15 protein-coding genes are annotated in these 26,636 nt (G+C 35.0%); 7 read left to right on the top strand and 8 right to left on the bottom strand.

The window, feature by feature from the left end; translation table 11 throughout:
- On the top strand, positions 1 to 684 hold a 684-nt coding region (locus tag EZV73_RS25305; protein ID WP_240843251.1), incomplete at its 5' end, for an ExeA family protein.
- On the top strand, positions 681 to 989 hold the full coding sequence (locus tag EZV73_RS25300; protein WP_240843250.1) for a DUF6618 family protein: 309 nt from the start codon (positions 681 to 683) through the stop codon (positions 987 to 989). The genes EZV73_RS25305 and EZV73_RS25300, both read left to right, overlap by 4 nt.
- A 167-nt stretch (positions 990 to 1,156) precedes the next feature.
- Here the strand turns inward: EZV73_RS25300 and EZV73_RS25295 are convergent, their stop codons facing one another.
- On the bottom strand, positions 1,157 to 2,965 hold the full coding sequence (locus tag EZV73_RS25295) for a methyl-accepting chemotaxis protein (RefSeq protein WP_240843249.1): 1,809 nt from the start codon (positions 2,963 to 2,965) through the stop codon (positions 1,157 to 1,159).
- A gap of 183 nt (positions 2,966 to 3,148) precedes the next feature.
- Entirely contained in the window at positions 3,149 to 4,723 is a 1,575-nt protein-coding gene (locus EZV73_RS25290) for an LTA synthase family protein (RefSeq protein ID WP_240843248.1), read from the bottom strand.
- 591 nt (positions 4,724 to 5,314) lie between these two features.
- Between EZV73_RS25290 and EZV73_RS25285 the strand changes: the two genes are divergently transcribed.
- Positions 5,315 to 6,490, top strand: a complete 1,176-nt coding sequence (locus EZV73_RS25285; RefSeq protein WP_240843247.1) for a diguanylate cyclase — start codon at positions 5,315 to 5,317, stop codon at positions 6,488 to 6,490.
- 208 nt (positions 6,491 to 6,698) lie between these two features.
- Here EZV73_RS25285 and EZV73_RS25280 read toward each other — a convergent pair whose 3' ends face one another.
- Positions 6,699 to 7,643, bottom strand: a complete 945-nt coding sequence (locus tag EZV73_RS25280; RefSeq protein ID WP_240843246.1) for a hypothetical protein — start codon at positions 7,641 to 7,643, stop codon at positions 6,699 to 6,701.
- Between the two features lie 457 nt (positions 7,644 to 8,100).
- On the opposite strand from EZV73_RS25280, the gene EZV73_RS25275 reads away from it, so the two are divergent.
- The 4 genes from EZV73_RS25275 (at position 8,101) to EZV73_RS25260 (ending at position 17,822) form a co-directional block, all read left to right on the top strand.
- Entirely contained in the window at positions 8,101 to 10,119 is a 2,019-nt protein-coding gene (locus EZV73_RS25275) for an ABC transporter ATP-binding protein/permease (RefSeq protein WP_240843245.1), read from the top strand.
- Positions 10,120 to 10,127: 8 nt separating this feature from the next.
- Positions 10,128 to 15,911, top strand: a complete 5,784-nt coding sequence (locus tag EZV73_RS25270; protein WP_240843244.1) for a S41 family peptidase — start codon at positions 10,128 to 10,130, stop codon at positions 15,909 to 15,911.
- A 214-nt stretch (positions 15,912 to 16,125) separates the two neighbouring features.
- The gene (locus EZV73_RS25265) at positions 16,126 to 17,514 is read left to right on the top strand and encodes an aminotransferase class I/II-fold pyridoxal phosphate-dependent enzyme (protein ID WP_240843243.1); all 1,389 of its coding nucleotides are present in this window, start codon (positions 16,126 to 16,128) and stop codon (positions 17,512 to 17,514) included.
- Between the two features lie 137 nt (positions 17,515 to 17,651).
- The gene (locus tag EZV73_RS25260; RefSeq protein ID WP_240843242.1) at positions 17,652 to 17,822 is read left to right on the top strand and encodes a hypothetical protein; all 171 of its coding nucleotides are present in this window, start codon (positions 17,652 to 17,654) and stop codon (positions 17,820 to 17,822) included.
- Positions 17,823 to 18,233: 411 nt separating this feature from the next.
- Here the strand turns inward: EZV73_RS25260 and EZV73_RS25255 are convergent, their stop codons facing one another.
- The 5 genes from EZV73_RS25255 to EZV73_RS25235 all read right to left on the bottom strand — a co-directional run bounded on the left by EZV73_RS25255 (position 18,234) and on the right by EZV73_RS25235 (position 26,635).
- Positions 18,234 to 20,099, bottom strand: a complete 1,866-nt coding sequence (locus EZV73_RS25255; RefSeq protein ID WP_240843241.1) for a stalk domain-containing protein — start codon at positions 20,097 to 20,099, stop codon at positions 18,234 to 18,236.
- A 120-nt stretch (positions 20,100 to 20,219) separates the two neighbouring features.
- Entirely contained in the window at positions 20,220 to 22,568 is a 2,349-nt protein-coding gene (locus EZV73_RS25250) for a cyanophycinase (protein ID WP_240843240.1), read from the bottom strand.
- A gap of 2 nt (positions 22,569 to 22,570) precedes the next feature.
- Positions 22,571 to 23,758 (bottom strand): amidohydrolase, encoded by a 1,188-nt coding sequence (locus EZV73_RS25245; RefSeq protein WP_240843239.1) that lies wholly within the window; start codon positions 23,756 to 23,758, stop codon positions 22,571 to 22,573.
- A gap of 56 nt (positions 23,759 to 23,814) precedes the next feature.
- Positions 23,815 to 25,728 (bottom strand): ABC transporter ATP-binding protein, encoded by a 1,914-nt coding sequence (locus EZV73_RS25240; RefSeq protein WP_240843238.1) that lies wholly within the window; start codon positions 25,726 to 25,728, stop codon positions 23,815 to 23,817.
- Positions 25,721 to 26,635 carry an ABC transporter permease gene (locus EZV73_RS25235; protein WP_240843237.1) on the bottom strand — a complete coding sequence of 305 codons (915 nt, stop codon included), beginning with the start codon at positions 26,633 to 26,635 and terminating at the stop codon, positions 25,721 to 25,723. Before EZV73_RS25235 ends, EZV73_RS25240 begins: the two co-directional genes overlap by 8 nt.
- Position 26,636: the final 1 nt, after the last annotated feature.

Here is a 26,636-nt window from a genome sequence, read left to right as displayed (position 1 = left end):
GTTATTGTCACAGCAGATGTTGGTTGTGGTAAGTCTACTTCCATCAGAAAATTCACTGATGATTTACCAGCAGATGACTTTGAGGTTCTTTATCTATCAGATTCTAAACTGACACCACGCTGGTTTTACAAAGGACTTTTAGATCAATTAGGCATTGAATCCAAATTCTATCGTGGTGATGCTAGACATCAATTACATCAACAATTAGAACTTATACAAGGGGTCTATAAAAAGAACGTCGTGACAGTCATTGATGAAGCACACCTGCTCGCAAAGGAAACTTTAGAAGAAATTCGATTTCTTTTAAACACTCGAATGGATTCACGTACACCTATGTCCCTAATTTTAGTCGGTCAGAAAGAACTATGGGACAAACTTAAACTAAGGAATTATGCAGCAATCAAACAAAGGATTGATCTCATTTGTGAATTACAACAAATGGATCGAGCACAGACAGAAGAATATATCCAAGCACATCTAAAATACGCTGACGGTACCACTGATATATTTACTGATAAGGCAATCGATGAAATCTTTAGATTTTCAGTCGGTTCAGCAAGATCTATAAATAAGCTATGTACTCATGCTTTACTATACGCTTTTCAAAGAGCTAAACGACTAATTGATGACCATATGATTCGTACTGTCATCCAAGCTGAAATGCCTGGAGGTGGTAAACGATGATAACCTTCGAGTTTGAACACACTATAAATACTAGAACTTATAAATCTATTGTAGATGTTTATTCAGACAAAGAACCCTTTGAATTCAATGTATCAGTTAATGGTAGTAGTTTTCACATTCTACTGGGTTCGCATCTTGGAGGAAACTTCATATGTATCCCTAACTGGGAAATCGGTTGTGAGTTAGCTTCGTATTCTGATACATTTTGGAATTCAGAGAAACTAGATAAACACATCAATCCAATCAATTCAGAATGCCTGGCGTACACGATAAAAGAAATAAATAAAAAATTAGAGATGGAATAAGCCATGGTTCACCATGGTTTTCCACTCACAATAGTTTGGCAATCTAAGCAATCAACTATTGGCAAAAGTAGTGAGCAAGGTAAGGTCAGACTAAGAAAGCATTAACAGTATGTATAAAACACATAACACCGACATGGTAAAATAGCCCTTTACAATATGAGCAATATCTATATCTTGAACTGCTCCACAGTTCTTGTAAGTTCATTTGAAAGTTCTTTGCTAGAGTTAGCAGATGATGATAATTCATGAATGGCAGTCATCTGTTCTTCAGTAGTGGCTCTAACTTGCTCTACATTACTAGTGGTTTCATCGATTGATCTTGATATCTCATATATAGAAGTTACAATTTCCTCTTTGCTTTCATTGATTTTTCCAGATATTTTACTAACATCTTTAATTTTAACTCTTAACTCATCTAAGGCATTAACGGTTTCAATAAATATATTGCCTGTAGTCCTAATAGAACTATTTTGATTTTCAAATGTTAATTTAATCTCTTGCATTTTATTAACTGTTTCTCTCGATTTATCTTGTATATCTCCAATGATTTGCCTAATGTTATCTGTTGCATGTTTCGTTTCATCAGAAAGTTTTCGTATTTCATCAGCTACTACTGCAAAACCAAGACCTGACTCACCAGCTTTAGCCGCTTCTATTGATGCATTTAATGCTAGAAGATTTGTTTGACTAGAAATAGTTTCAATCATTTCAATTATTTCTTCAGCATCTGTAGCAGACGTATAAATTCCATCTGTCATATCTTGAATTTCAATGGTAGCTTCATTTGATGATTTAGTTTTTTTATTCAGATCTTCTATTATTTTAATGCCCTTGCGGCTCATTTCACTAGTTTCAATTGAGTAATTTCTCACACTTGTTATTAACTCTTCTGATGCATGAATTTCGTTTCCTAAATCATTAGTTTTAACAACTGCAACACTTGCACGATCAGCTTGTATCTGTGATACATCTGCAATTTGCGTAATTGATTCTGTGATCTCATTCATAGCCTGCAAAGATTGCGTACTTACCTCAGCTAAAACTGTTGAGGAACTTGAAACAGAAGCCGAAGCGTCTTTTACAGATGCCAAAAGATATCCCACATTTGATTTTAATTTTTCTAATGAGTTTGCTAACGAACCTACTTCGTCACGTTTCTTTATTAGTTCTTCTGGAACTTCAATTCTAAAGTCACCAACAGATATTTTATCTAATATCTCGTCAAACTGCTTCACCGGACTCAGAATATATCTACTTACTATAATAATACTGAGAATAACCATCAGTATAATCATCCAAATAAACACATTAGTCATAACTCGTCCAAAAGATTGTGAAGTTTCTATCGTTAGCATGTTTTCAATCATCGCATTGCCAACAATATCAGTAACTTCTTGTATTGCAGTTGATATTTCAACGCTATCCTCTAAGAGAGTCTGTTTTGTATCTAAAGAAATATCCTCCATTGCTGAAATTGAATCTGTCTCCAGTGCAGTAATTGTTTCAGAAAATATATTATGTTTATTCTGTAACATTTCAACCATTTTTTTAATTTCTAAAATATTAGTTCTGCTCTCACCAACTGTTCTATTTGCTAACTCACTCAATAAAGTTTGAGCATTATCATATTCATCATTTATATATGAGTTAATGTTCTCTATCGTCATTATTTCATCTACAGTTTCATCGTCCATTGACTCTTCATTATTATCTTCTATAGTCTCATTATCATTACTACTTGACTGAGCATTCAGCGAAAACATCATGGTCCTATAGGCAAATACCTCCTGATGTAATTCATAATTTTTGATATTGTTTAATGACTCAACAATTGCCAAATTAAAGTCCTTTGCATTCGTTATTTCAGTTGACACAGTTTTGGTATGATTCCATGACACTAAACTCAAAGATATCAATGCAACAACTATAACTATCATTACAGCAAAAAAACGTATACTTAAATTTATATTTTTCATGCTTAACTCCTTTATTAATAATCCACATATTTCAGAGATCCTATATGCATTCAAGTTGATTTAGGAATCAACTACTCATTCAAAAGTATCTTTCATTATAATCTTAATCAAACTTTCTATTCCAAATAAAGATTCTATCCTCCTTCGCGACTTAATATATTACACCTCTTAGTCGCTCAAAATCTAACCTATCCGTTTACTAATTACTGGATTTTTACTATATCGATTATGAATCATTCTATAATAATCTGTTTTCTTTGTAGAAGTTAAATCCAGAATGTAATCTCCTATTTTTGCTGGACTCAAATATCCCACATCTGCAGAATTACAAGTCTTGTTCGACCAAATAACAAATGGTGTCGAATGCATTCTATACTGTTCTTCACGGTTCCAATCTACCATGTATTTACTTTTTATATATCCACACTTTTTATAAACAGAAAACTGTCTCCCTAACATTGGTAAGTGATCTCCAAAGAATACAACATATGTTTCCTTTTTTTCTTTTCTGAAAAAATCAATTAATACCCCTAATGCACGATCCGCATCATATACTCCTTGTGCATAACATCTTAACTCACCAAGTTCTTTCCTGTTCAAAGGCGCCTTTACGTCTACATCGTAAGTATTATATCTTTCATAATAGTAAGGTCCATGATTTTGCATTGTAACACCATAAAGAAATAACGGTTTCCTAGTTTGCCTGTATATATCTATGATCTTTCTTGAGAAGGCTATATCACTAATATAATCTCCTTTAACTTCACCAGCGAAATCTTCTTCTGTAATAAATGATTGAAATCCTAAATGTTTATATGCCTTCTCTCTGTCCCAAAACCACTTTTTATATGAATGGACCCCAATAGTTTCATACCCATTGTTTGCAAGTAATCTTGGTAAAGCAGCAACATCTTTATTGATACAAGTATTAAATGCCATCATGCCTGTAGGTAAATAATACATACTTTGTCCTGATAAGATTTCATATTCAATGTTACTTGTCCCGCCACCAAACTCAGGAGATACCATGTTTCCAAACATAGATTCTATTTTTAATGAATCTAAAGAGGAAGTCAGTGGTTTTGAGAATTTTACGTTAGGCAAGTTTTCTGGATTCCAAAATGACTCATTCATAATCACAATGATATTTGGTCTTTCATTATCAATAGATTTTGTTGTCTGTAGATCTTCTTCATTTGCAAGCTGCAAATAACTACAATTCTTCCACTCCTTTAAGTTCAATATAAAAGCCAAAATAATCCCCTTTTTAAAATGTAGTTTATGCTGATTGATTCCCAAATTAACTTTGTGATTTTGATATGAAAGTATCAGTATCATGACTCCAAAGACAACATATAACAATTTATATGTATATAGAGATTGAGTTTCTAAAAAAAAAACTATGCCAACTAGTAACATACTATGAAAAATACTGATAAGAACTTCATAGAACTTCACGTACGACATCATATTTGATGATTCTCTCCCCAATGCAACATCCCATGGATAAAAATGATCTCCTCTTAGACTGATCTTGTATCTATTTATAAAACCCAATAAGAGAACTAAACTTGTAACACTTGCAAGACTAAACTGTAAAGGAATAAATAAACCTAATAAACATACTGTCGATATATAAATTATGAAATTTATTCCAACGTTAATTGGGTATTTTAGAATCCATTCAATGGAACTCTCTCTCACCAAACTCTCTGAATAAAATATTATAAAAATAATATACATATTAATTAAAACCATAAAATCCTCCAATAAATTGCTTAAGGCAATAATAGAGTGTAATAATAAACTGAAGATAAACAGATTGATAAATTACTATAAACTGTATCATTCAAAATCCAGCAACTACTAGGTAAATAAAAGTATATTAAAAATTCGAATAAAATGTTGTAAGCTGAAATCAAATTTTAACTCATCGCGCTTAACTTTTTCTCCAATTTAAATGAAAAAGAAAAAAACTTAATATAATAAAAAAATCTGCGTTTACCTACAATTTCTTATATAGAAACTGGTGGTTGTTTAACAGAATTCTTAATGTTTTCTGGTATCTTATAAGGGTATATTAGCAATACATACTTGTTATTCTAGAGCCAACTATATCTTTTAAAATTACATTAATTAAATGAATACCTATGAGGAATTGATCAGCTATGGTAAATTCACAACTTTAAGCACCGAAAAAACATGTGAGTTTCTTCCAGTTATTGCTACAATAGGAGTAAAGAAATGTATCTATCTATAAAGAATAAATTGTCACTATACATAATTATCATTATCGTTATTAGTAACATCGTCTCAATATTCGCGACACTGAAGCTTCAAGATCAAGTTATGATTTTAGGATTTGAAGACGAATTTGAAACGAAATTCGACGAACTGAATAATAAAGTGAAATCTGATTTTGGTGAAAATGATTATTATATTTCAATAGAAGAAATAGTAAAAACAAATGCAATAGTACTGGATAAGACAGGAACAATTAAGGCTACTAATGTTCAGTATCTTAGCAACACAAGTAATTTACCACAATACCTTAAAAATTATGTTGATGATTTGATTAAATCTGACATCAAGTCCAATTTTTATGAACATACATTTAAATTTACAAATAAAAAAGTCATCTTGTATGTAGGCATACTCTCCAATGAGGATATCATAATTATGGAACAAGATTTATATTTCTTGTCAGAGGCAAAGGATTCAGCGAACAAGTTAAATGTTGCAGTGTCAGGACTTTTAATATTGCTAGGGACAATAATATCAATCCCTTTATCAATACATTTAACAAGACCTATTTTGCAAATTAATGATCTTGTCAATGAGATTAAAGACTTAAAGTTTGATAAAAAGCTGAATATTTCAAATAAAGATGAAATCGGAGACTTGGCAAACTCGATTAACTTCATTGCCCTAAAGTTAAGAACTACTTTGGATAAACTTGACCAGAAAAACAAACAATTACTTGATGAGCAAAACTTATTGATTAATCTGAACACTCAGTTGCAACACTCATCTGAAACAGATGCTCTAACAAAACTATCTAATCGCCTAAAAATAGATAAGGATTTGGAACACTGCAGAAACAACTTTAAAAACAGTCAAAAAGACTTCTCAATCATTTTATTAGATATTGATTTTTTTAAAAAGGTTAATGATAATTATGGTCATCTAGTAGGAGATGAAGTACTCAAAGAATTCGCACATATCCTTAAAAGTAACACCCGTGAAACAGATCTTGTTGGTCGTTGGGGAGGCGAAGAATTTATAATTATCTTGCAAAACACACCAATTAGTAAAGCATATAATAAAGCTGAATCCATAAGGAAAATTATAGAACTTTATAATTTTGATACAGTAAATAGAATAACAGTTTCTATGGGAGTCGGATCATATAATTCTATCATGGATATTGATCAACTGATGTCTAAAATTGACAATGCATTATACAAAGCTAAGGAAAATGGTCGTAATCAAGTGCAGATAATCGCTTCCAAAACTATTGAATAAGGACTTAAACAATCAAAATTAGAAAACTCATTGTTGAACTCCTCAACAAGCCAAAAACTCACTTTTCATATCGAATAGTGAGTTTTATACTTTAGTATAATAAATTAATAGTGAATAGTATTTATTAACTGGCCAGCAGTATATTGAAAAGTTGTATATACAAAAAGCCAGCAGATCATATAGAAGAGAGAATTTTACAACACCACTATCATTCGGTTAGTTTCAACAATACTTCTTGATTCTTATCAAGAGTAGCCCTAATAGACTTAACACCATTTATATCTACCAACTTAAGATTTCCACTTAGCCTTCCTCCTATTGGTATATGCCATTCTTCATTAATCTTGCCTTCTACTAATCTAAGTGCAGCCAGTTCCGTTTTAGATTGATTGGGAAGTATCAACAGGACTTGTTCATTCTGCTCATCTTTTATTAAAGTAAACATGCCCATATCCCTTGAGCCTATGTCATGTGTTGAATAACCTGAAAGTGTAGCTTCCTTTTTAAGCACTCCATTGTCCTTATGCCAGCTATAAAAGTTAACAATGCCTCCAATATGAGGTGTTTGTACTTCTACTAGTAGCTTTTGACCGTCATCTCCAAATTCTGCAATATCTAACGCATGTCTCCAACGATAACCTAAACCTATAGGATCACTTTCTGCTAAGACATTACCTTCTTCATCATACAAGCTAAGCTTAGCTCCGCTTTTATCATTGCTGAGTGTTAAAAGGACTTCTCTTTGGCCATCTTCATCCCAATCATGCCATATAGGAAGAATGCTTTCACTTACCCAATCTGCAGGCACTGAAAATTTACTAATGACTTCAGGGTGATCTGACAACTCTATTATAGTTACTGACCTTGCCTCAATATCATCACCAAGTATCCCGTGTTTGTACTGAACAGTTGGATCCGTCAGAATGAGTATACGTTCCTTCTCATCCTTAATGATTTGGCTGTCTGGTAGAGCATTGATCTCTAGTACTCTTGTCTGATTCTCTATATTTATCTGTAAATCACCATTTTCAAGTATAAAATAGTCGTCCTTTGATTCATCCTTATTGCTTGTGACTGACTCACTTTCATTGTTACAGCTTACAGATAAACTCAACAGTAGAATTAGGCCAATTAATAATACTATTTTTCTCATATTATACCTCTTTCATATATATGGTTTTAATAAGTCTTATCTTTTTCTGATGCTAGAATCATCATTAAGTATTTGCTTAGATTTCATTTTTATTAAAATAGCTCTAGAAATATTATACCCTCTGAATTTAGAATTATGTCTGCATTTAGATTATAGTCTTGAATTTAGTATGGTTCTTGTTCCTTTTTGTACAACAACTAGGATTCTTAATTTGTTACAAGAATCATATAAAAGGCTTTGATTTCAGCAATGCTATGAAGTAAATCACTTCATTCCAGTGTGATCATTAGTGCCTAAAAGCTCTACTAGTTTAAACAATTGTAATATTAAGTAAATTGCTTGAATCGATTTATTATTAAGTGCTAATGTTTAAGTAGTATTAACTGAATTTTTCGAAAATTTATTTTAGGGTTAGAAAGTAGATTTATGTATTTGATATCTTGAGGGGGAGGTTTAGATGGTCAATGATAGAATAATTGAGCTGAGAAATGTGTCCAAGACTTATCAGTCTGGCAGCTCATCAGAAGAAGTCCTAAAAGATGTGTGCTTTTCTTTTAAGAAAGGTCTCAACACTTCTATTTTAGGTGCAAGTGGTTGTGGTAAAACTACCCTTTTAAGGATCATGGGTGGTGTGGATTCAGACTTTGAAGGCGACCTGCTTTATATGGGCCAGCCTATTAAAGACTTTGACAAGTATAGAAGAGAAAATGTCTCTTTTATCTTTCAGGACTTAAACCTTATACCACACTTAAACTTAGTCAAGAACATTACTCTTGCCTTAACCAATGACGTTTTAGATAAAAAAAAGCGTGCACTTGACCTGCTTGATAAGGTCGGCCTTAAAGACCATTCAGAAAAGTTTCCACATCAACTGTCAGGTGGCGAAAGGCAAAGAGTGGCTATAGCTAGGGCACTAGCAAGAGATACCGAAGTTTTATTTTGTGATGAACCGACTGGTTCGCTTGATAAGAAAACTAAAAAAGAGATTATGGACTTGATTGTTCAAGTTTTTCATGATAAAACACTCATCTTTATTACACATGATACAGAAGTGGCTGAAGGTTACTCTGATATCATTTTAAATATTGTAGATAAAGATTTAGTTGTCATGAAGACCAATCATTCTAATGGAACTTCTACTCATTCAGAAGATGCAGCGGTAAGTGGTAAGACATTTAAGAAGAGGTTTGAGTTTAACTTACTGGCAAACGAACTGACCATATTTAATGCTTCTTACCTATTTGTTATCATAGCATCCATCTTTATATTTGCAACAGGCATCATTGAAGGTGTTGAAACGGAGATAGATAATTACCTCTATGAAAAATACTCAGTTGATAAGATTTTAGTCAAAACACCTAACATGACATATGCAGGCTTCCAGGAATTTATTGCAAGCTACAACCAGGAACATAATGGTGCCATAAACGCTTTTATGGCTGCTTTACCTATTCAGATATCCAATCTATCAAATGGTGTTTATAACCTGGATTATAGGATGGTCATGGTACAAGCCAGCGATTTGGACTCATTAGAAAAAGATATATTAATAGGCCGCTTACCTGAGAAAAAAGGAGAAGTGCTCTACAGCAAAGAGTCTGCTTTGAAACTTGTGGATGAATGCATCAAGAACAAACCTAAGTTGACACTTGACTTTTTATCAGATGAAGACTTGTTAAATGAGATTCAGAAGCTTGAACTTAATTATTACAAACACAATCGACGACTTTCTAATAAGACCTACAGTCAAGAACTTAAGATTGTTGGCCTTATCAACGATTCCAAGTACTGGTTCAACCCATCGACCTTAAACAGTTCTACTGCTGAAAAATACAAGTATAGAAACAACCTCTATGTCCTAGAAGAAGAGTTTAACGAACTACTAGGGGCTACCTACTTTGGTGCTGGTTCTGCTAAATTTAGCGAATACAGCTTGTCCATCAGTGGAGAAGACTTAGACATGAGACAAACAGAGTTTAACAACTTTCTTAACCATAAGGATCTTATGTTTGGTAAAGACTACATCATGGAAGAAAGAGACATGTATTACAACGAAATCAAAGCCTATAAAATAGCCATCATCTCAGGCTGCTGGATTCTATTTGTATTTGCCATGGTGTCAGTCTACAACGGCATAAGAACCAGTATAGCTGAAAACAGAAGAAACATTGGTATCTATAAGTCTCTAGGCTACACTTCTACTAATATAAAATCCATGTTCTTAAAAGAAGGCCTTATACTCATTGTCATTTTGATGACCACAACCATGATCTTATGGTCACTCATCAATGTATTCATCAATGAAGCCATCGTTAAGTCTTTTGACCCTTATCGGATCATTGAATCCAGCAGTATTGTCAATCTCAATACAACGTCTGCTGTATTAGTCCTTCTTATGATACTAACAACCATCGTCTACTCCATCAACCGTGAGTTAAGAAACATCAATCTACTCGAACTACTTAGGAATTCGTGAGGTGAACCATGTTAGAACTTAAAAAAATAAATAAAAGCTTTCAAATAAGAGAAGACAAGTACCAACATGTTTTAAAAGACCTTTCGGTCACCTTTCCTAGCTCTGGTTTTGTGACACTCCTAGGTGCCAGTGGTAATGGTAAAACCACGGTCCTTAACATCATTGGTGGCTTGGACACACCTGATTCAGGTGAGATCTACTTTAACAAGGAAAAGATAGAAGACTTCGAATCCTTCAGAAGAGAAAAAGTCAGTTTTATCTTTCAAGACCTTAACTTAATTCCTCATCTCAATGCTTTAGACAATGTTATTTTAGGCATATCAGATGAAACTCAAAATAAAAAAGAAAGAGCCAAGGAAATCCTTCTTAGCCTAGGCCTTGAAGAAAGTTTGTATAAACGTCCTGACCAACTATCAGGTGGTCAGCAGCAAAGAGTAGCCATTGCCAGAACAATCGCTAAAAACGTCGATATCATCATCTGTGATGAACCGACAGGTTCACTGGATAACGATACTAAAAAGATCATCACAGATATCTTAGAAGAGCTTTCTAAAGAAAAGTTGGTCATCTTTATCACCCATAACTTAGATCTTGCCAATCTCTATAGTGATATGATTTTTGAAACTGTAGATGGTAGGATTGTTAACCATAGCCACTTGATCAAACAAGGTCAGTTCGACACGTCTAATCATGAACGGATCTACGATTCCAATGTCCTTTGGCTGGCCTTTAAAAATATCATAGGAAGATACAAGCACACCATCAGGTATGCCTTATTCATCGTCTTTATCATGCTTATTGCATCCACCTCCATTGTTATTCAAGGTGAGTATGTAAAAAAATATATCCATGATATCTCACTTGATACAGGGATCAAATCCATAAGAACAGATTATGTTGGTCTTAAACATAGTAAAGAAAAACTTGATTTGTTAATGGATAAAGAAGCAGTCGAATCCATTGCACTTATGTACAATACTCAAGTCAGATTGACGACTGGTAGAATCTACGAACCACCTAAGCTCTTTTCAACAGATATGGTTCAAATGACTGATAAGGCCTACTTTGAAAAGATTTTACTTGCAGGTAAACTACCTGAAGAAGATTCTGAAGTCCTCATGACATCAGAGTCTGTCATCGCCATGCTTACCAGACTGGGGCTTGGCGGTCAAAGACTTAAAGACCAATATGCCACAGGCGAACTTGATGCAGGTGATGTTTTTGATTTAGTAGATTTATCTAACTTTACTGTTTTTGAAAAAGGTTGGCCAAAGTTTAAAATAGCAGGTATCATTGATGACTCAAAGATTTATGAAAAAAATCCTACCATTTACATCACAGAGGATTTTACTGATTTATTTGAATACACATCAAGTGATAGACCTTCCTATCTAGAATTGCCTAGAGAGCTTGAGTTAAGTAAGATTATCATTTACAAGGAGAATGTGTATAGAGAGTCTCATGACCAGCTCTTATCAGTTCTTAAAGATGAAGGCTATCGAGTGGATGGCTCTCATGAAAAAAGAATCGGTGCCACTTATAACAAAATTGATTCCTTCTTCAGCTTATCAGTGGTCTTTCTATATGTCATCATTGCCATTGCATCCATATCCTTTGTTTCCTTATTATCAGCCTCTATCTTTGAAAGAAAATATGAGATAGGTCTTTATAGGACCAAAGGCTATACAAAATATAATATTATGAAGATACTTGGACTTGAGATGTACTTTTTAGGCTTTATATCCCTAATAGTATCCATGATCATTCTCTTAGTTACAGCTTTTATTATGTATTTAAGAATCGATTACATCACAAGCATTTCACATGTCTTTAAGATCATCAATATACCACTCTTGGCTTTAGCCTTATTTGGTATTGTCACTGTCTTTGTTGTGATCATTGTTTATATATCAAACTCCATCATCTTAAGGGAATCTGTATTATCCAATATCAAAGACACTGGACACAATAAGAAGACCATTAGAAAACAAGTTGCCTTAGTCCTTTTACTCTTATGTCTTTTAGGTATTGCCCAAGTAACCAACAAAGAGTTTGAGCTTTTGGCCTACTTTGAAAGTGAAGCCACGACTACAAGATATGAGAACAGAGATGACTTTTCAAATGTCAGTCCAACAGGCATATTTGAAACCTTCTCTAAAGAGGCGCTTCAAAGTGATTTTGATTACTTAACCGGCAAGATTTATACCCATACCCATTTAAATACAGACTACAATGCATTCAAGGCGTCTCATGAGTATGCTAAGGAACATATCTTTAATGATATGACCAAACTTGAGTATCTAAGACTCATAAAGCCAATTACATCGTCTTTAAACAGTGTTCATACAGATATAAGCTTTACAGATGACTTGGACCAAGTTAAGGTCTTTGCTGATAAGATCTATGCTCTAGATGGTAAGATTTATCTAGAAGACAATGCCTTTTATAAAGACATTCCAAAAGCCAGTGAAATCATCAGCATCAACAAGAAACCAGCATCAGAGATCATTGACTCCATGTTTTATAGGATATCATCTGAAGGCGAAAACGATACCTTTAAATACTTTGTCATCAATAGTGACTTTGCCATTAATTACTTAATATCTGTTGAGTATGCTGAAAGCTTTAAAGTCAAATACATTTCACCTGATGGCACATCAGGCGAAACTCTAGTAGATGCTGTCGACTACAAGGCAACTTTAGAAACGGATGACGACTTGTATGCACAGTCATTTACCGACACCTATGGCCTACTGACAGTTAAGTCACTTATGCCACTTGAAAATGATTATAACAAGTCCTTTGAGTTTATAGATGATTTCTTTAAGACACTTAAAGAAAAAGAACTCGACTATATGATTCTAGACTTAAGGGGCAGTGATCAGGGACAAGTAAATATTGCATCACATCTCATGTCTTATTTACTATCAGAAGAAGCTATGTTTTTGGATACAGAGATAGCGCTTTCTGACAACCACTTTACAGGTAAGCTTTTCATCTTACAAGATGGTGGTTCTAGTTCTGTTACAGGACAAGTCCTTTCAGTCCTTAAAGATAAAAACAGAGCCTACCATATAGGCGTAGAAAGCTCTAACGGCTCTCTCATTTCAAGGAATGTACAAGGGTCTGATTTAGAAAATACAAACTTAAGACTTTCAATGGCAAGAGACTTGTCGAGTGCTGGGGTTTCAGAAGTAACCCTTGGTCAAGGAGTATTACCTGATTATGAGATACTAGCAAGCGTAGAAGACATGATAAATAATGAAGATATCGCTCTCAATCTAGCAGCACATATAGTGGATAGAGACTTAGCCATAGATGACTTTTCTAGTTTATCACCAGAGGGGCTCTTTGAGACCTATACAAAGAAAGAGTTAAAAGATGACCTTGATGATTTCAAGACTCAAATAGAACATCATCCTCATCTCTTTACAGATGAAGAAAAAATGGAAATCCTACTCGTTCATGCAGAAGAAGAGCTTTCTGACGGTATGACCAAGCTTGAGTTTATGAGACTATTACAGCCTATAGCGGCATCCCTAAATGCCCATAACACACTCGTCTTTTCTCAAGACGAATATGATCATGTAAAGCTACTTGCTGATAAGGTATATGCAGAAGGTGACAAGCTATACTTAAGTGACAATGCCTTTTACAGTGATATACCTCTAGGTAGTCAGATACTGAGTATCAATGGCAGACAAGCTTCTGATATCATTGATTTGATATGCTCATCTTTATCTTCAGATGGTGACAATCTGACTTATAAGTACTATTTACTCAATGAAGATTTTGGTGGCAACTATTTTAAATATGTGGAATATCTAGACTACTTTGACATCGAATACATAAGACCTGATGGTCTTAGAGGTTCCCTATCTGTAGAAGGCATTGAAGCTAAAGATATTGAAGATAGATATCAAACAGACAATCTAGAAAATCTTAGTCAAGACTTTAGAGATGATTATGCTGTCTTAAAGATAAGAGCCTTCTCACCTCTTATCAAAGATGATATAGATGACTTCTTTAAGACGCTTAAAGAAAAAGACCTTAAATATTTAGTGCTTGATTTAAGAGGCAATGCAGGTGGTGATACTGATGTTTCAGATTACTTGTTATCTTATTTAGTCCCTGATCATCCACTAAAAGCTGACGCTTCTTATCATGAAGAAGTGCTGGTTTTACAAGATGGTTCTGTGACTTCTATCGCCGGTCAGTTTCTTTCTCAGCTAAGGTCTAATCGCGTTGGTATTTCTTTCGGTGATGAAGCTGGATCGTCTTCTGTCATCACCACTTCTGTAGAATCAAAGATGCTAGAAAACTCTAATTTGGTTTTTAACTACTCAACACAAGTGTCAGACATGGGTATTGAAGCTGATCTAACTTCAGGCATCATACCTGATTATGAAGTCACACCTATTATAGAGGACATAGTCAGTAAGAAGGATAGCCAGCTGGCATATGTAGAAGAGGTACTCAAAGACAAGATACACTATGGCGAGTTTTACAACATGAATATGGAGGGACTCTTTGAAGTATTCTCTAAAGAAGATTTAACCAGTGACTTAGATGTCATTGTAGACACTTTAAAAAATCGTCATACCAATCTCTATACAGATATGGACTTATTCGAATCACTTGAAGATTCTATTAGAAATGAGCTTCATGATGATATGACTAAACTTGAGTTCTTAAGACTGGTAACACCTTTAGTTTCGTCAGCAAACTGCTGGCAAACAAGTCTATCTTACTCTGTTGTCGATCAAAGAGCAAAGTCTTTAGGTGGTGCTTATTCTCAAGATGTCTTTGATTCCAATGTCCAGGTTTTTGCAGACAAGATCCATATTTACAAAGATAAGCTCTACTTGTATGACAATACTTTTTATGAAATACCTTTGGGTAGTGAAATTTTGTCCATCAATGGTAAAAGATCTTCAGAAATCATCGATGCCCTCTTAGGCTTCATAGCTTCTGATGGTCATAATAAGACCTTAAAATATGATGTACTCAACTCAAATTTTTCTTGGTATTACTTCTTATACCTTGAAAATACAGACAAGTTTGATCTAATCTACACAAGTCCTAATGGATCAAAAGCATCAAAGTCGGTTCATGCACTAGGCTTAAATGAAATTGCAAAAGAAAGAAAAAGCATACGTCACTTTAATGAGCCAATTGTCTACAATGTTTATGATGACTACGCTTATCTAGACATCAACACTTTTGATGTTTATGAACAGCTACAGCAAAAGAACTTTAGGTATGCACTCTATGATTTCTTTATGGAAATGAAGGTAAAAGAAACTGATCATCTTATCTTAGATTTAAGAGGCAACCACGGTGGTAATCCAGTACTGGTTGCAAAACTACTAACTTATCTTCAACCAGTGCCTCACAGATACTGGAGTGATCATTCAGAGGATCATACAGAACTGTCATCACCTCTTGTGAGCTCGAACATCAATTATTCAGGCAAGATCTATGTTTTAATGGATGGTGGCACGTCATCAACCACTGGCCATTTAATAGCCCTGCTTAAGTATCACAATATAGCAACCTTCATCGGTCAAGAATCAGGATCAACATATATAAGTTCAGACACTACAAAAGTACTCAGTTTAACCAACACAAAAATAAACTTATCTTTTTCAACTGAGGTATTTGAAGTAGATGCACCAGGGCTTGATCCTGGTAAGGGTCTCAAACCTGATTATGAGATTATTCCAAGCGTTCAAGACCTCATCGACAATAGTGACCCAGTCTTAGACTTTGCAAGAAGGTTGATGAAATAATTGCAATTAGCCTTATGCAAATAAGAAATTAACTTTAGAACTATGGAAGCTGACACAAGCTTCCTTTTTCTAATACTCTTGTGCTTATTATATGTATCAACATTACTTAAAAGGGTACACACGTAAACTGGACCTATAAAATAATTCCCGAATTAGTCCTACTTCTTTTTAAGTATACAGTTTATAATGAAGTAATAATCGAAAGGAAGTCATGGTGTATATTAAACTTGATAGGAACTCAAAAGAGTCATTGACAAAACAAGTCTATAGACATATAAAACATATGATTCTAAATAATAAATTGAAGGCAGATGAAAAACTGCCTTCTTCAAGAAAGTTAGCATCAGAACTCAACATTTCACGTATTGTTGTGGTAGATGCATATGAGAATCTCTTGGCTGAAGGCTATACTTATGCCATTAAAGGATCAGGACATTACATAAATAAAAACCTAACACTTGAACGACCTCAACTACCTGCACCTCAAGTTGATTTTTCTGAATTTGAACAAGAACATATTGAAATTAGCTTTAAATCCCGTATCCCTGCTCTAGATATGTTTCCAAAGGCTAAGTGGCTGAAGTGTTATAGAGAAGCCTTATATGATTCAGAATCTACTTCTTTTGGATACTCTTATCCTTCAGGTCAAAAAAGTCTAAGGAAGACACTAGCCGATCATTTGTATAAAAAGCGTGGCATTAAATGCCATGAGGATCAAATCATTATCACTTCTGGTTCTGTTCAAGGTTTATCGCTACTTTCTCAATACTTTAAGACATGTGATGGTAAAGTGATATTAGAAGATCCTTTTAATTATACAATTCGTGATATGTTTGAAAAAAACGAGACTATTTATCAAGCCATTGACAAGTTTGGCTTAGATCCAGATAACTTTCCTAAAGATACAAAAATTAGCGGTATTATAATGACGCCTTCTCATCAATATCCGATGGGAACGGCTAGCCCTATCTCAAGAAGAATTGAGTTAATAAAATATGCTAGACAACATGATTGTCTTATTGTTGAAGATGATTATGACAGTGCCTTTCGTTATGATAACTCACCTGTAGAATCATTGCATGAACTTGATCCAGAACGTGTTATTTACCTAGATTCATTTAGTAAGGTTATGATGCCAAGTCTCCGTATTGGCTATATGGTTTTGCCAACACATATGATTGAACCTATTTATAAGTTAAAGCGTATTTCAGACATAACCAGTCCTATCTTAAATCAATTGACCATGGATAGGTTTATTCAGTATGGATACTTGGATCAACATATTCAAAAGATGAAATCAGTTTACAAGCGCAGACGACATCATCTTATTGGTCTTCTTAATCACTACTTCACAGACCAAGTTACAATCCATGGCGTGAGTGCTGGCATTCACATTGTAGCTGAATTTGAAGGTCTTGTCTTTGATAATCAGTTAATAAAGTCTATAGAAGGTGATGGTGTCTACATCATGAGGTTAAGTGACAATACTGAGTATCCAGACAAGTATAAATCTCATTTAATCCTAGGCTATGGTAACCTAACAGAAGGCCAGCTCGACAAAGGCATAAAAATTCTACACAAACATTTAAACAAACTAAATTAATCAAATCATATCATGATACCATCTCGGTATCATTTTTTATTCTAAAATTGGATATGATAAATTTGCTTGAAAGTGGCTATAACCATGACACTGAAATAAGTTTATACTAAGGTTACAAGATATGGATTGGAGGCAAAATGATGAAAAAAAGAAAAGACATATTTGTTTTAACAGCTCTAATAATTTTAACAGGGATATTCATTTTTTACTCCTCTGTTCCTGTTAACGCTACTAACACTGAAATAGAAAACACTCAGCAAATCGAGAATAATGAATACAAGATTCCAGTTATCAGAACATACCTGTGATTCTGTAAAGCTTCAATGACCCCACTGCTTTTTTGAGAAGTTTTAATTTATTCACTCCCCGTCTTAGCATGTAACTACTAAGAAAAATAATTCTTAATTTATACATCAATGTTCACATCATTGAGAAAAACATTTTAAGAATACAATAAGAAGTTACAGGCCTTAAGTCAATTGATATGCATGAGCTCTTTCTCTTTCAGCAGATACTAAAAAACGGATTGTAGAACTTGATCTACAGTCTGTTTTGATATTAAATAAGTCTTCAAATCCTGTATCACAGTACCTAGACTGAACCAGTCAATCTGTTGATGAGGCTTTTCATGAAATGGCCTTTAGAAAATATTGGCGGTCTATAGTAAAACTTGATTTATAAGATAAAGAGTCTAACCACTATTGCGGTTAGACTCTTATTTATTCTAGTTCCAGTATAATCTCTTTAATGTATTCCTCGAAATTACCATCCAAATACTTGTAGTCATCAAACTTATCAAAGAAGTACTGAGTAAGGATAAATCCTTGACTGGTCCAGTAATTAACAGCGCTCCATCCATCTGCTGTATTGGCATCTTGATCTAATTTAGCCATCATGCCCCTGATTAATGATTTTACAATAATTGCTTCTGGTGTGTTATAAAACTCGCTTTTTGCCAGTGTCCCTTCTGGTATAGCATCCATATCAACTTCTATTTTAGACAGGTCCATATCATTTAAAATAGGCTCTGTAATGTAGTGTAGGTATTCCACACCAAATGTCTGCATGCCTATTACACCATTGCCATAAATGGTTTCAGGGCCTAAAGTTAGTTTATATTCATACTCACCATCTTTTGGATACAATGTATAACCTGTACCATGAGATTCTAATAGTTCATAATCTATGTTTATCTTTTGAACATCTAAATCCAAGAAGTTTATCCACTGGGCATATTTTGTCGGTGAGAAGCTGTTGTTATAAAAAAGTGCAATTTCTTCATCATAATCATTCTTATATTTTTCATATAAATTCTCTATATCTGCTTTTTCATAAAACTCTTTTAAGGCAGCAGGTAAATCTTCAAAGCCTTCCATAAGCTGTGACTGTGCTTCAAAATTAGGTGCTGGTCCAAGTGTTCTAGACTGATAGACATATTTTAATGGCATAAAGCCTTTATCAGTAAAGTAGTTATTATTAGTAAGATTTAGGTTCATCTTATCAAGTTCATTTACGACATTGTATCTAGTCTCATGGATAAAACCTTTGTGATCTACATCATAGCCTGTAAAGTTCATAAAAGCATACAGTGTAAAAGTTTCTATGTTACTTGAAAAGATGAAATTCTCTTTTACCTCTTGAATCTTTTTATCTATATAAGGTGACTTTACTTCAATAAAATCATGATAAAAATCTTCTCTCCACTTATTCTGTGTTTTCCCTACATAAGTAACACTTTCGCCCAGTCCTACCGTGTAAAAATCAAGTGGTAAATAGACCATGTCATCTATATCTTTTATAGTATTTGAAATGAGTTTTATACTGCCATCTACAAGTATTTCATTTGATCCAACCTGAATTATAACTTTCTTGCTGTCTCGTTTTAATTCATAGTTTGATTCATCCAGTTTAACCACATTAATTAGCGATTGCTTGCCTAAGCCTTCAAGTGAAACATAGAAGTCATCTTGTATGATCTTAAGTCCCGCCCTATCCTTTGTAGATATTGAAAGCCATTCACTTACATTTAACTGAACCTGTCCAATTTCAGGATCTATAACAGCCTTATGATGTGTTAGATGATCATCAGAGCTTATCTTCAAACCTTCTTCAGGTGTCCAAGAAGATTCTAAGCCAAACTCATCAACCATAAATGACCATGTCATAGGAAAATAAGTAATGTTTCTAAAAGACAACAAAGGATATTCTTCTGAATTGTTATCAATCATCTTGCCATTAACCTTTATAGGAAAACTACATTTACTTGCAGAGTATATTTTACCCATGGCGTTATGACCTGTTTCATCAAGTTTTACATAGCCACCTTGATTTGACTGGCTCACACTCAGTCCTTCTTCAGAACTATAAGTAGTAGCTAAGCCCATGGCACTGGCTATATCCCAAGTCATGGGAAAGTAAGTCACATCTTTATAAACTAAAAATGGATACTTGGCTTTTTCATTGTCAACCCTGGTACCATTAATTCTAATCTCTCCTGATGTTAATTCGACATTCACATCTTCACCAAAAACAGGCATGCTTAAAAGTAAAATCAGGCTTAATACAAGTAATATTTTTTTCTTCATATGGACTCCTTAACTAATTCATATTATTTCTTTCTAGTGTATAATATTTTCCCTGTTAAGGTAGTGGCCTAGTACGCCACTAAAAAAAGACCATGATATTTATCATAGTCTTTAATCAGTCTATTTTCTGTACCAGGTTGTACCATCAAACTCCCATGTTTGCTTTTCAACGACATTGCCTGCCGTATCTTTGACACCGTCAACAATAACCTTGTCTCCTTTTACGAAGGCCTCTTCAGCTATGATGATTCCTATTTCTTTATATTCCAAATCATAAAACGGCGCTTCATAAAGGCTGTTTACATCACTGATAAACTGAACAGTTTCCTCATTGATGCTGTCTTCATCTATACCGCTTAGATTATCCGTTATACCAAGATAAACCTTGTAGGCTCTTGTGTATGCCTTCATATATGAAATGACTGGTGGTATCTTATCTTGTCCTCTAAACTCATATACATGCATGAGCATGCCCTCTATGGAAGCTTTTTTATAGCCTTCTAAAGAAGAATCTTTATAGTCTAGATTCGAAGTATAAGCTTTGGTTTTTTCAGCTTTTTCAAAAGCTATGGTTATAACTGAACCATCCACCAGTTTATAAGGCACTTCAAGAACTTGATTTTCTGAATGAATAAAATCAATAAGGAGCTTAGTTGTTGTATAGTCTTTTTCAAATACAGGATGTCTTGCATTATAGAGACCATGACCTTCTAAGATGACTTTGTCTTCTTGCATTACATTCTTGGTCCATAAGTCGTAACGATCCCCCTCGGTCAGATAGTGAAGGTATATGTTTTCTGCTAAGAAAACTTCATCACTGCCAGCCTTTCCAAAAACAGCTTCAGATGCATCTAAAACAAAGACACCTTGATCTCCGATCACTTCTCCTATTTTATTTTGAATATTGAAGCTGGTACCCTCATCTACACCAATTGCAAGCTGACTCTTAGAATCCCTTAAGGCAACGAGGAGTCTACCAAGTCTACCTCTTTTATCAAAATGGGTATCAAGAATAATTCCGTGGTCAACTAGACCTATACCTGGTACCGCAATGTTATTGTCCTCTAATGAGGATACCAAACCCTCCTTTTCAGGAATGGCTTCAAGAGATACTTGTTCTAGGCTGTTATGACTTAGTGCTTCAAGGCTATAGCCATAACCATAAGCCAAGTCGCCCATAGCCGCCATACCAGCAGAAGTGCCTGCCACAAAACCACCTCTATCTAAAATCTTCTCAAGGGCTAAAAGCATCTTTGAAGGTGTTCCATCGTCATTTAGAAGTGATTTGACATGTTTGTATTGGTCACCACCCTGCAGATAGGCACCATCACAAGATTCTAAAAGCCCTGACCAGTACTCATCATTTTTAATTTGGTTGGCATTGTCTGTTGCAAGAGGTATAAAAACCGGTTTAAAGCCTAAGTTTTTATAGTTGTCTTCAAATGAACCAAACTCAGGGTCTTTGTAATAAAAATGGTTATATACTGCTTGCCTGTCAAACCTCGATGACGATAGTATAGCCAGTCTTGGATGCTCGCCACCCGCTTGACGCATGGCTTCAAATATCTTTATCTTATCTGAATCAGATGAGGCAACACCGCCTCCAATTAGCATAATCGTTCCCATACCATCATTATGGATTGTATTATTAAGAGGATAATCTTTTTCTATCAAGTATGTATTTGCCATTGCAATGTCCATTAGCCCTTCTTGGCCATAAGAAGCCACAAATACACCAAACACATCATCCTCAATTTTTTCACCTTCAAGTGTTAACAAGTCATCGCTTAAGATGACTGAGTTTATCTCTTTATCTACCATAATCATCAGATGTTTATCTGAAGCCTTCTTTAAGTCTTTTAAAGGTTTATCAATTAGATTATCTTTTAAATCATAAAGAGTGGCCTTGCTGACAAAAACAGCATGCCCCATCAGCCTGTCGTCTGACTGGATGTCGTATTCAAGTGTTCTATCTCTTAGTCTAACCTCTTTTGGTAGAGGTCTTACATCAATAACTTCTTGTGCTCTTTTCAAGCCTACTACTCCTTCTTTACTGATGGTTACCACATAAAAATGATAAATGCCCAGATTAAATGAAGCGCCTTCGAGAAAGGTCTTCTGATCGGGATTTAAGGTGTTGCCTAGGCCATCTGCATAATCATACTTATCTATCCAGTAGGCCCTGTTGTCGCCGTCCATATCTGATAATTCTTTTATTTCTTGAATCGTCATGCCTGAAAGCTTAGACCAAACAGCCTCAAAGTCTTCATGATCATATAACAAAAGCCATGCCTGAAAATCCTCTTCTAATATCTTGCCAGGTAAAAAGCCCAATTGATAATCATCAATCCTCTTGCCCTCTGATACGATACTTAACTCAGTAACCACTTGACCGCTTTCTGTAAGTGGTTGTTGATTTTCGCATGCTAGCAAACATAATAAGAGAAGTACAATCAATATCTTTTTCATTTCTACACCTCTTCAAACTTAAAGTCACTGTAGTCTGGCACTTGTGCTTTAAAAGCATCATTTACTTCTTGTCTTAAGCCTGAGTCATTGATCAGCTTCACAGCCAGTTCAGCCAGTGCTTTAGCTGCGGTAAGTATCATATCGTCTGCACAAGAACTTTTCGAAGCCTCAGTAAACATCAAGGTATGAGCTTTAAGATTATCACCAATTTTTATATAAGGATGAATGGTTGGCTTATAAAGTGAAACATTGCCAATATCTGAAGATCCAAGCTTCATCTGAGGTTCCGGATATACAACTTCTTGGCCAAGCGATTCCATTATTTCTTTAAACTTATCCGCCATTACTGGATTGGGGTATCTTTCTGCATAAGGCAGTTTAAAGTCATAAGTAGCCTTAGCCCCTGTCATAACTTCTGCTGCTTGAATAACACGTTTGATTTTATCCTTGACCTGCTTTAAGTCCATCAGTCTTAAGCCACGTATGATAAACTCAGCCGACGCCTTTTCAGGAATAATATTAGATGCTTGACCACCTTCTTTAATGATGCCGTTGATATTGATGCCTAAAGGGAATTCTCCCTGCATAGCATCTATACCTGTAAAGATCTGTATCAGGGCTTTTAGGGCATTTATCCCATTTTCAGGGACTGATGAATGGGCTCTTTTTCCCTGAAAGGCAACCTGCAACTCCACCAATGCCGTACCACCTCTTTTGACCATATTAGTAGAACCGGGATGAACCATCATGACATAATCAACATCTTCAAATACACCCAGCTTAAGTAGTTCAATCTTACCACCACCTGTTTCTTCAGCTGGTGTACCGATGACCACAACTTGTCCTTTAAGTTGATTTGATTTGATAAGAGGTCCTAAACCGGCTGCAAGTCCTGCTGCTACTGCTGATATCACATTATGACCACAGCCATGACCAATACCAGGTAAGGCATCGTATTCTGCTAAAACAGCAATCTTAGGTCCTTTACTGCCTAATGATGCTTTAAAGGCTGTTTCAAACTTGCCAATACCTCTTTTGACTTCATAGCCAAGCGATTCTAGATAGTCACACATAATCTTAGAGGATTCAAATTCTTCAAAGCCGAGTTCTGGCCTTTCGTGTATGTCATGGCTCACCTTTAGGATGGCCTCTTTATTTTCTTCTATATGATTTCTGATTTCATTTATCATTATTGCCTCCAATAAGAAATGAAATGGTCCAGAGAACCATTTCATCCATCCATGAACTAACGCAGTACAAAATGCCCTTCACTTACTTCTACAAGACTTTCATTGCCAGTAAAAGTAGCTTCGTATTTAACAACTTTCTTATGTTTTTCCACATTCGGATCTGGATGTGGAATGGCATTTAATAGACTCTTTGTATAGTCATGTTGCGGGTTGTTAAAGATATGGTGAGCATAACCTAATTCTACAAGTCTCCCTTTGTACAAAATACCTACACGGTCTGCAATGAATTTAACAATAGATAGATCATGAGCAATAAACATATAAGTTGTCTTGTACTCCTCTTTCAAACGATTTAAAAGGTTGATGACACCCGCTCGAATAGAAACATCTAAAGCAGAGATTGGCTCATCTGCAATAACAAACTTAGGTTCCATAACAAGTGCTCTTGCTATACCTATTCTTTGTCTTTGTCCACCAGAGAACTCATGGGGGAATCTACTGATGACATTTCTAGGCAGCTTGACTTCATCCAATATACTGTTTAAAAGATCTCTTTTGCCTTTTAGTTCATCCTTTGTATAGTGGGCTCTTAATCCTTCAGAGATGATGTACTCTATTTTGGCTCTTTCATTTAATGAAGCCATGGGGTCCTGGAAGATCATTTGGATTTCTTTTTTTAATTCCTTTTTAAGACCTTTTTTCAAGCTCTCATCTTTAAAGATGATATCACCACTTTTGATTCTATTTTCACCAATAACCGTCCGTCCAATGGTTGTCTTGCCACTGCCGCTTTCTCCTACTAGGGCAAAGGTCTCCCCTTCATAAATATCAAAAGAAACATTGTTAACAGCCTTAATAACCCGCCGTCCTTTTCTAAACTCGACATTCAGCTTATCAAAAGTGAGTACCTTTTCTCTATTCTTATGATAAAGGTCTATGTTCTCATCAAGCGCCTTATAGTCCTCAATAAGCTCTAGAAACTTAAAGTCTTCACGTTTTGGTGCTCTTTCATCAACAGCCCATGTCTTAACGCGGTGGGTTTCTGATATATCATAAAATGGTGGGCTTTCAACAAAATCTATCTCTAAAGCCATGTCATTTCTCGGTGCAAATGGATCCCCGACTATATCTTTTGTTAAACTCGGTGGTGTGCCTTTTAAGGAAAACAGTTCATCACCCTTTCTACCAAGTTGAGGCAATGATTTTAACAAGGCCAAGGTATAGGGTGACTGAGCATTGTAAAAAATATCTTCAGCCGTTCCTGTTTCAACAAACTCACCTGCATACATCACGCTGACACGGTCTGCTATGTTGGCAACAACACCTAAGTCATGGGTGATGAAGATCATACTCATGCCGTACTGCTTCTTTAAACTTTTTAACAAGTCCAGTATTTGTGCTTGTATGGTCACATCAAGGGCTGTTGTCGGTTCATCACATATAAGCACATCCGGCTTACAGGCAATGGCATTGGCAATAACCACACGCTGACGCATACCACCAGAAAACTCAAATGGATATTGATTGTAGCGTACTTCAGCCTCATGAATACCCACATCTTTTAAGAGTTTAAGGGCTGCCGTTTTTGCATCAGTTCGGTTCATCTTATGGTGAATCTTTAAGACCTCTACCAGCTGATGACCTATTTTTTTTAGAGGATTTAATGAAGTCATTGGATCTTGGAAAACAAAAGCCAGTTTCTTACCTCTAATCTCTTGCCAGGCTTTCTTATTAAGATCAATAAGACTTTGTCCATCTAAAGAAGCCTTGCCTTCAGTTACACGACCATTGGCATCTAACATGCCTGCAATGGCCTTGGTAAAGACACTTTTACCACTACCACTTTCACCAACAATGGCGTGAACTTCATTTTTATTCAAATCAAAATCAACACCGCGAACAACCTTAAGGGTCTTGCCTCTCAGCTGAAATGCAACATGCAAATTTTTAACTTCTAGTATTTTATTCATAATTCTTTGGCTCACTTACATCTGATAGTTTATTTCCTAATAGATAAAAGGAAACAGTGATAAATGACAATATGACTGTTGGATATACCAGTTGCGACGGATAGGCTTGGAATGAAGAAATACCTGATTGTACCAAGGTTCCTAGTGAAATAGTTGACTGAGGTAGGCCTAAACCAATATAACCTAGAAAAACTTCTGAACCAATTGTATAAGGAACAGTAATCGCTGTTTCTAAAATGATGATACTGACTAAAAAAGGTAGTATGTTTTTAAACATAATCTTATTAGTCTGTGTGCCTAAAGATCTAGATGCAATATTGTACTCAGCATCTCTTATGGTAAATACCTTATTTCTGATAAATCTGGCAACCTTTATCCATCCTGTTAAGCAAAGGCCTAAAACAATTGTTGAAAAGCCAGGTGATAATAGGTAGGATAGCAGGATTAAAATAATGGTTCTTGGTATATTAGAGATGATGTTATAAAGTTCCGTCATAAAGCGGTCTGCTTTTCTAACATAACCCCAGAACAAGCCTGTAATAACACCAAAGAACATATCGATACAGCCAACTGTCAAGCTTAGTAGTAACGATGTTTTGACACCATACCAAGTTCTTGCAAAAATATCTCGTCCTAAATGGTCTGTTCCAAACCAGTGCTCAGAAGAGGCTGGTTGGTTCCAATCTAAAATCATCTTAGACTTTGCATATGGATCTGTCGATGAAAACAAGGTATAGACAATGGTAAAGATTAATAGACCTACCACGCCTATAGATAGGACCGTGGCCATCTTAGATCTAAAAAATTTCTTAAAGGTCTCATGCCAGTAGGAATAGACATTTTCAGTGTCGATATGAAATTCTTCTATCGTACGATTGGCATATTTAAACAGATTTTGATTTTCCAAT

This window comes from Acidaminobacter sp. JC074 (assembly GCF_022496765.1).
Classification (GTDB): domain Bacteria; phylum Bacillota; class Clostridia; order Peptostreptococcales; family Acidaminobacteraceae; genus JABXKX01.
Note: the sequence above shows the minus strand (reverse complement) of the source record. Positions and strands in the feature narration are given on the sequence as shown.

Excerpts from the sequence above, each read along its gene's own strand:
- EZV73_RS25280 (WP_240843246.1), bottom strand. The coding sequence starts at position 7,643 with ATGAGAAAAATAGTATTATTAATTGGCCTAATTCTACTGTTGAGTTTA.
- EZV73_RS25240 (WP_240843238.1), bottom strand. The coding sequence starts at position 25,728 with ATGAATAAAATACTAGAAGTTAAAAATTTGCATGTTGCATTTCAGCTG.
- EZV73_RS25290 (WP_240843248.1), bottom strand. The coding sequence starts at position 4,723 with ATGGTTTTAATTAATATGTATATTATTTTTATAATATTTTATTCAGAG.
- EZV73_RS25250 (WP_240843240.1), bottom strand. The coding sequence starts at position 22,568 with ATGAAAAAGATATTGATTGTACTTCTCTTATTATGTTTGCTAGCATGC.
- EZV73_RS25245 (WP_240843239.1), bottom strand. The coding sequence starts at position 23,758 with ATGATAAATGAAATCAGAAATCATATAGAAGAAAATAAAGAGGCCATC.
- EZV73_RS25260 (WP_240843242.1), top strand. The coding sequence starts at position 17,652 with ATGATGAAAAAAAGAAAAGACATATTTGTTTTAACAGCTCTAATAATT.
- EZV73_RS25285 (WP_240843247.1), top strand. The coding sequence starts at position 5,315 with ATGATTTTAGGATTTGAAGACGAATTTGAAACGAAATTCGACGAACTG.
- EZV73_RS25300 (WP_240843250.1), top strand. The coding sequence starts at position 681 with ATGATAACCTTCGAGTTTGAACACACTATAAATACTAGAACTTATAAA.
- EZV73_RS25270 (WP_240843244.1), top strand. The coding sequence starts at position 10,128 with ATGTTAGAACTTAAAAAAATAAATAAAAGCTTTCAAATAAGAGAAGAC.
- EZV73_RS25255 (WP_240843241.1), bottom strand. The coding sequence starts at position 20,099 with ATGAAGAAAAAAATATTACTTGTATTAAGCCTGATTTTACTTTTAAGC.
- EZV73_RS25275 (WP_240843245.1), top strand. The coding sequence starts at position 8,101 with ATGGTCAATGATAGAATAATTGAGCTGAGAAATGTGTCCAAGACTTAT.
- EZV73_RS25295 (WP_240843249.1), bottom strand. The coding sequence starts at position 2,965 with ATGAAAAATATAAATTTAAGTATACGTTTTTTTGCTGTAATGATAGTT.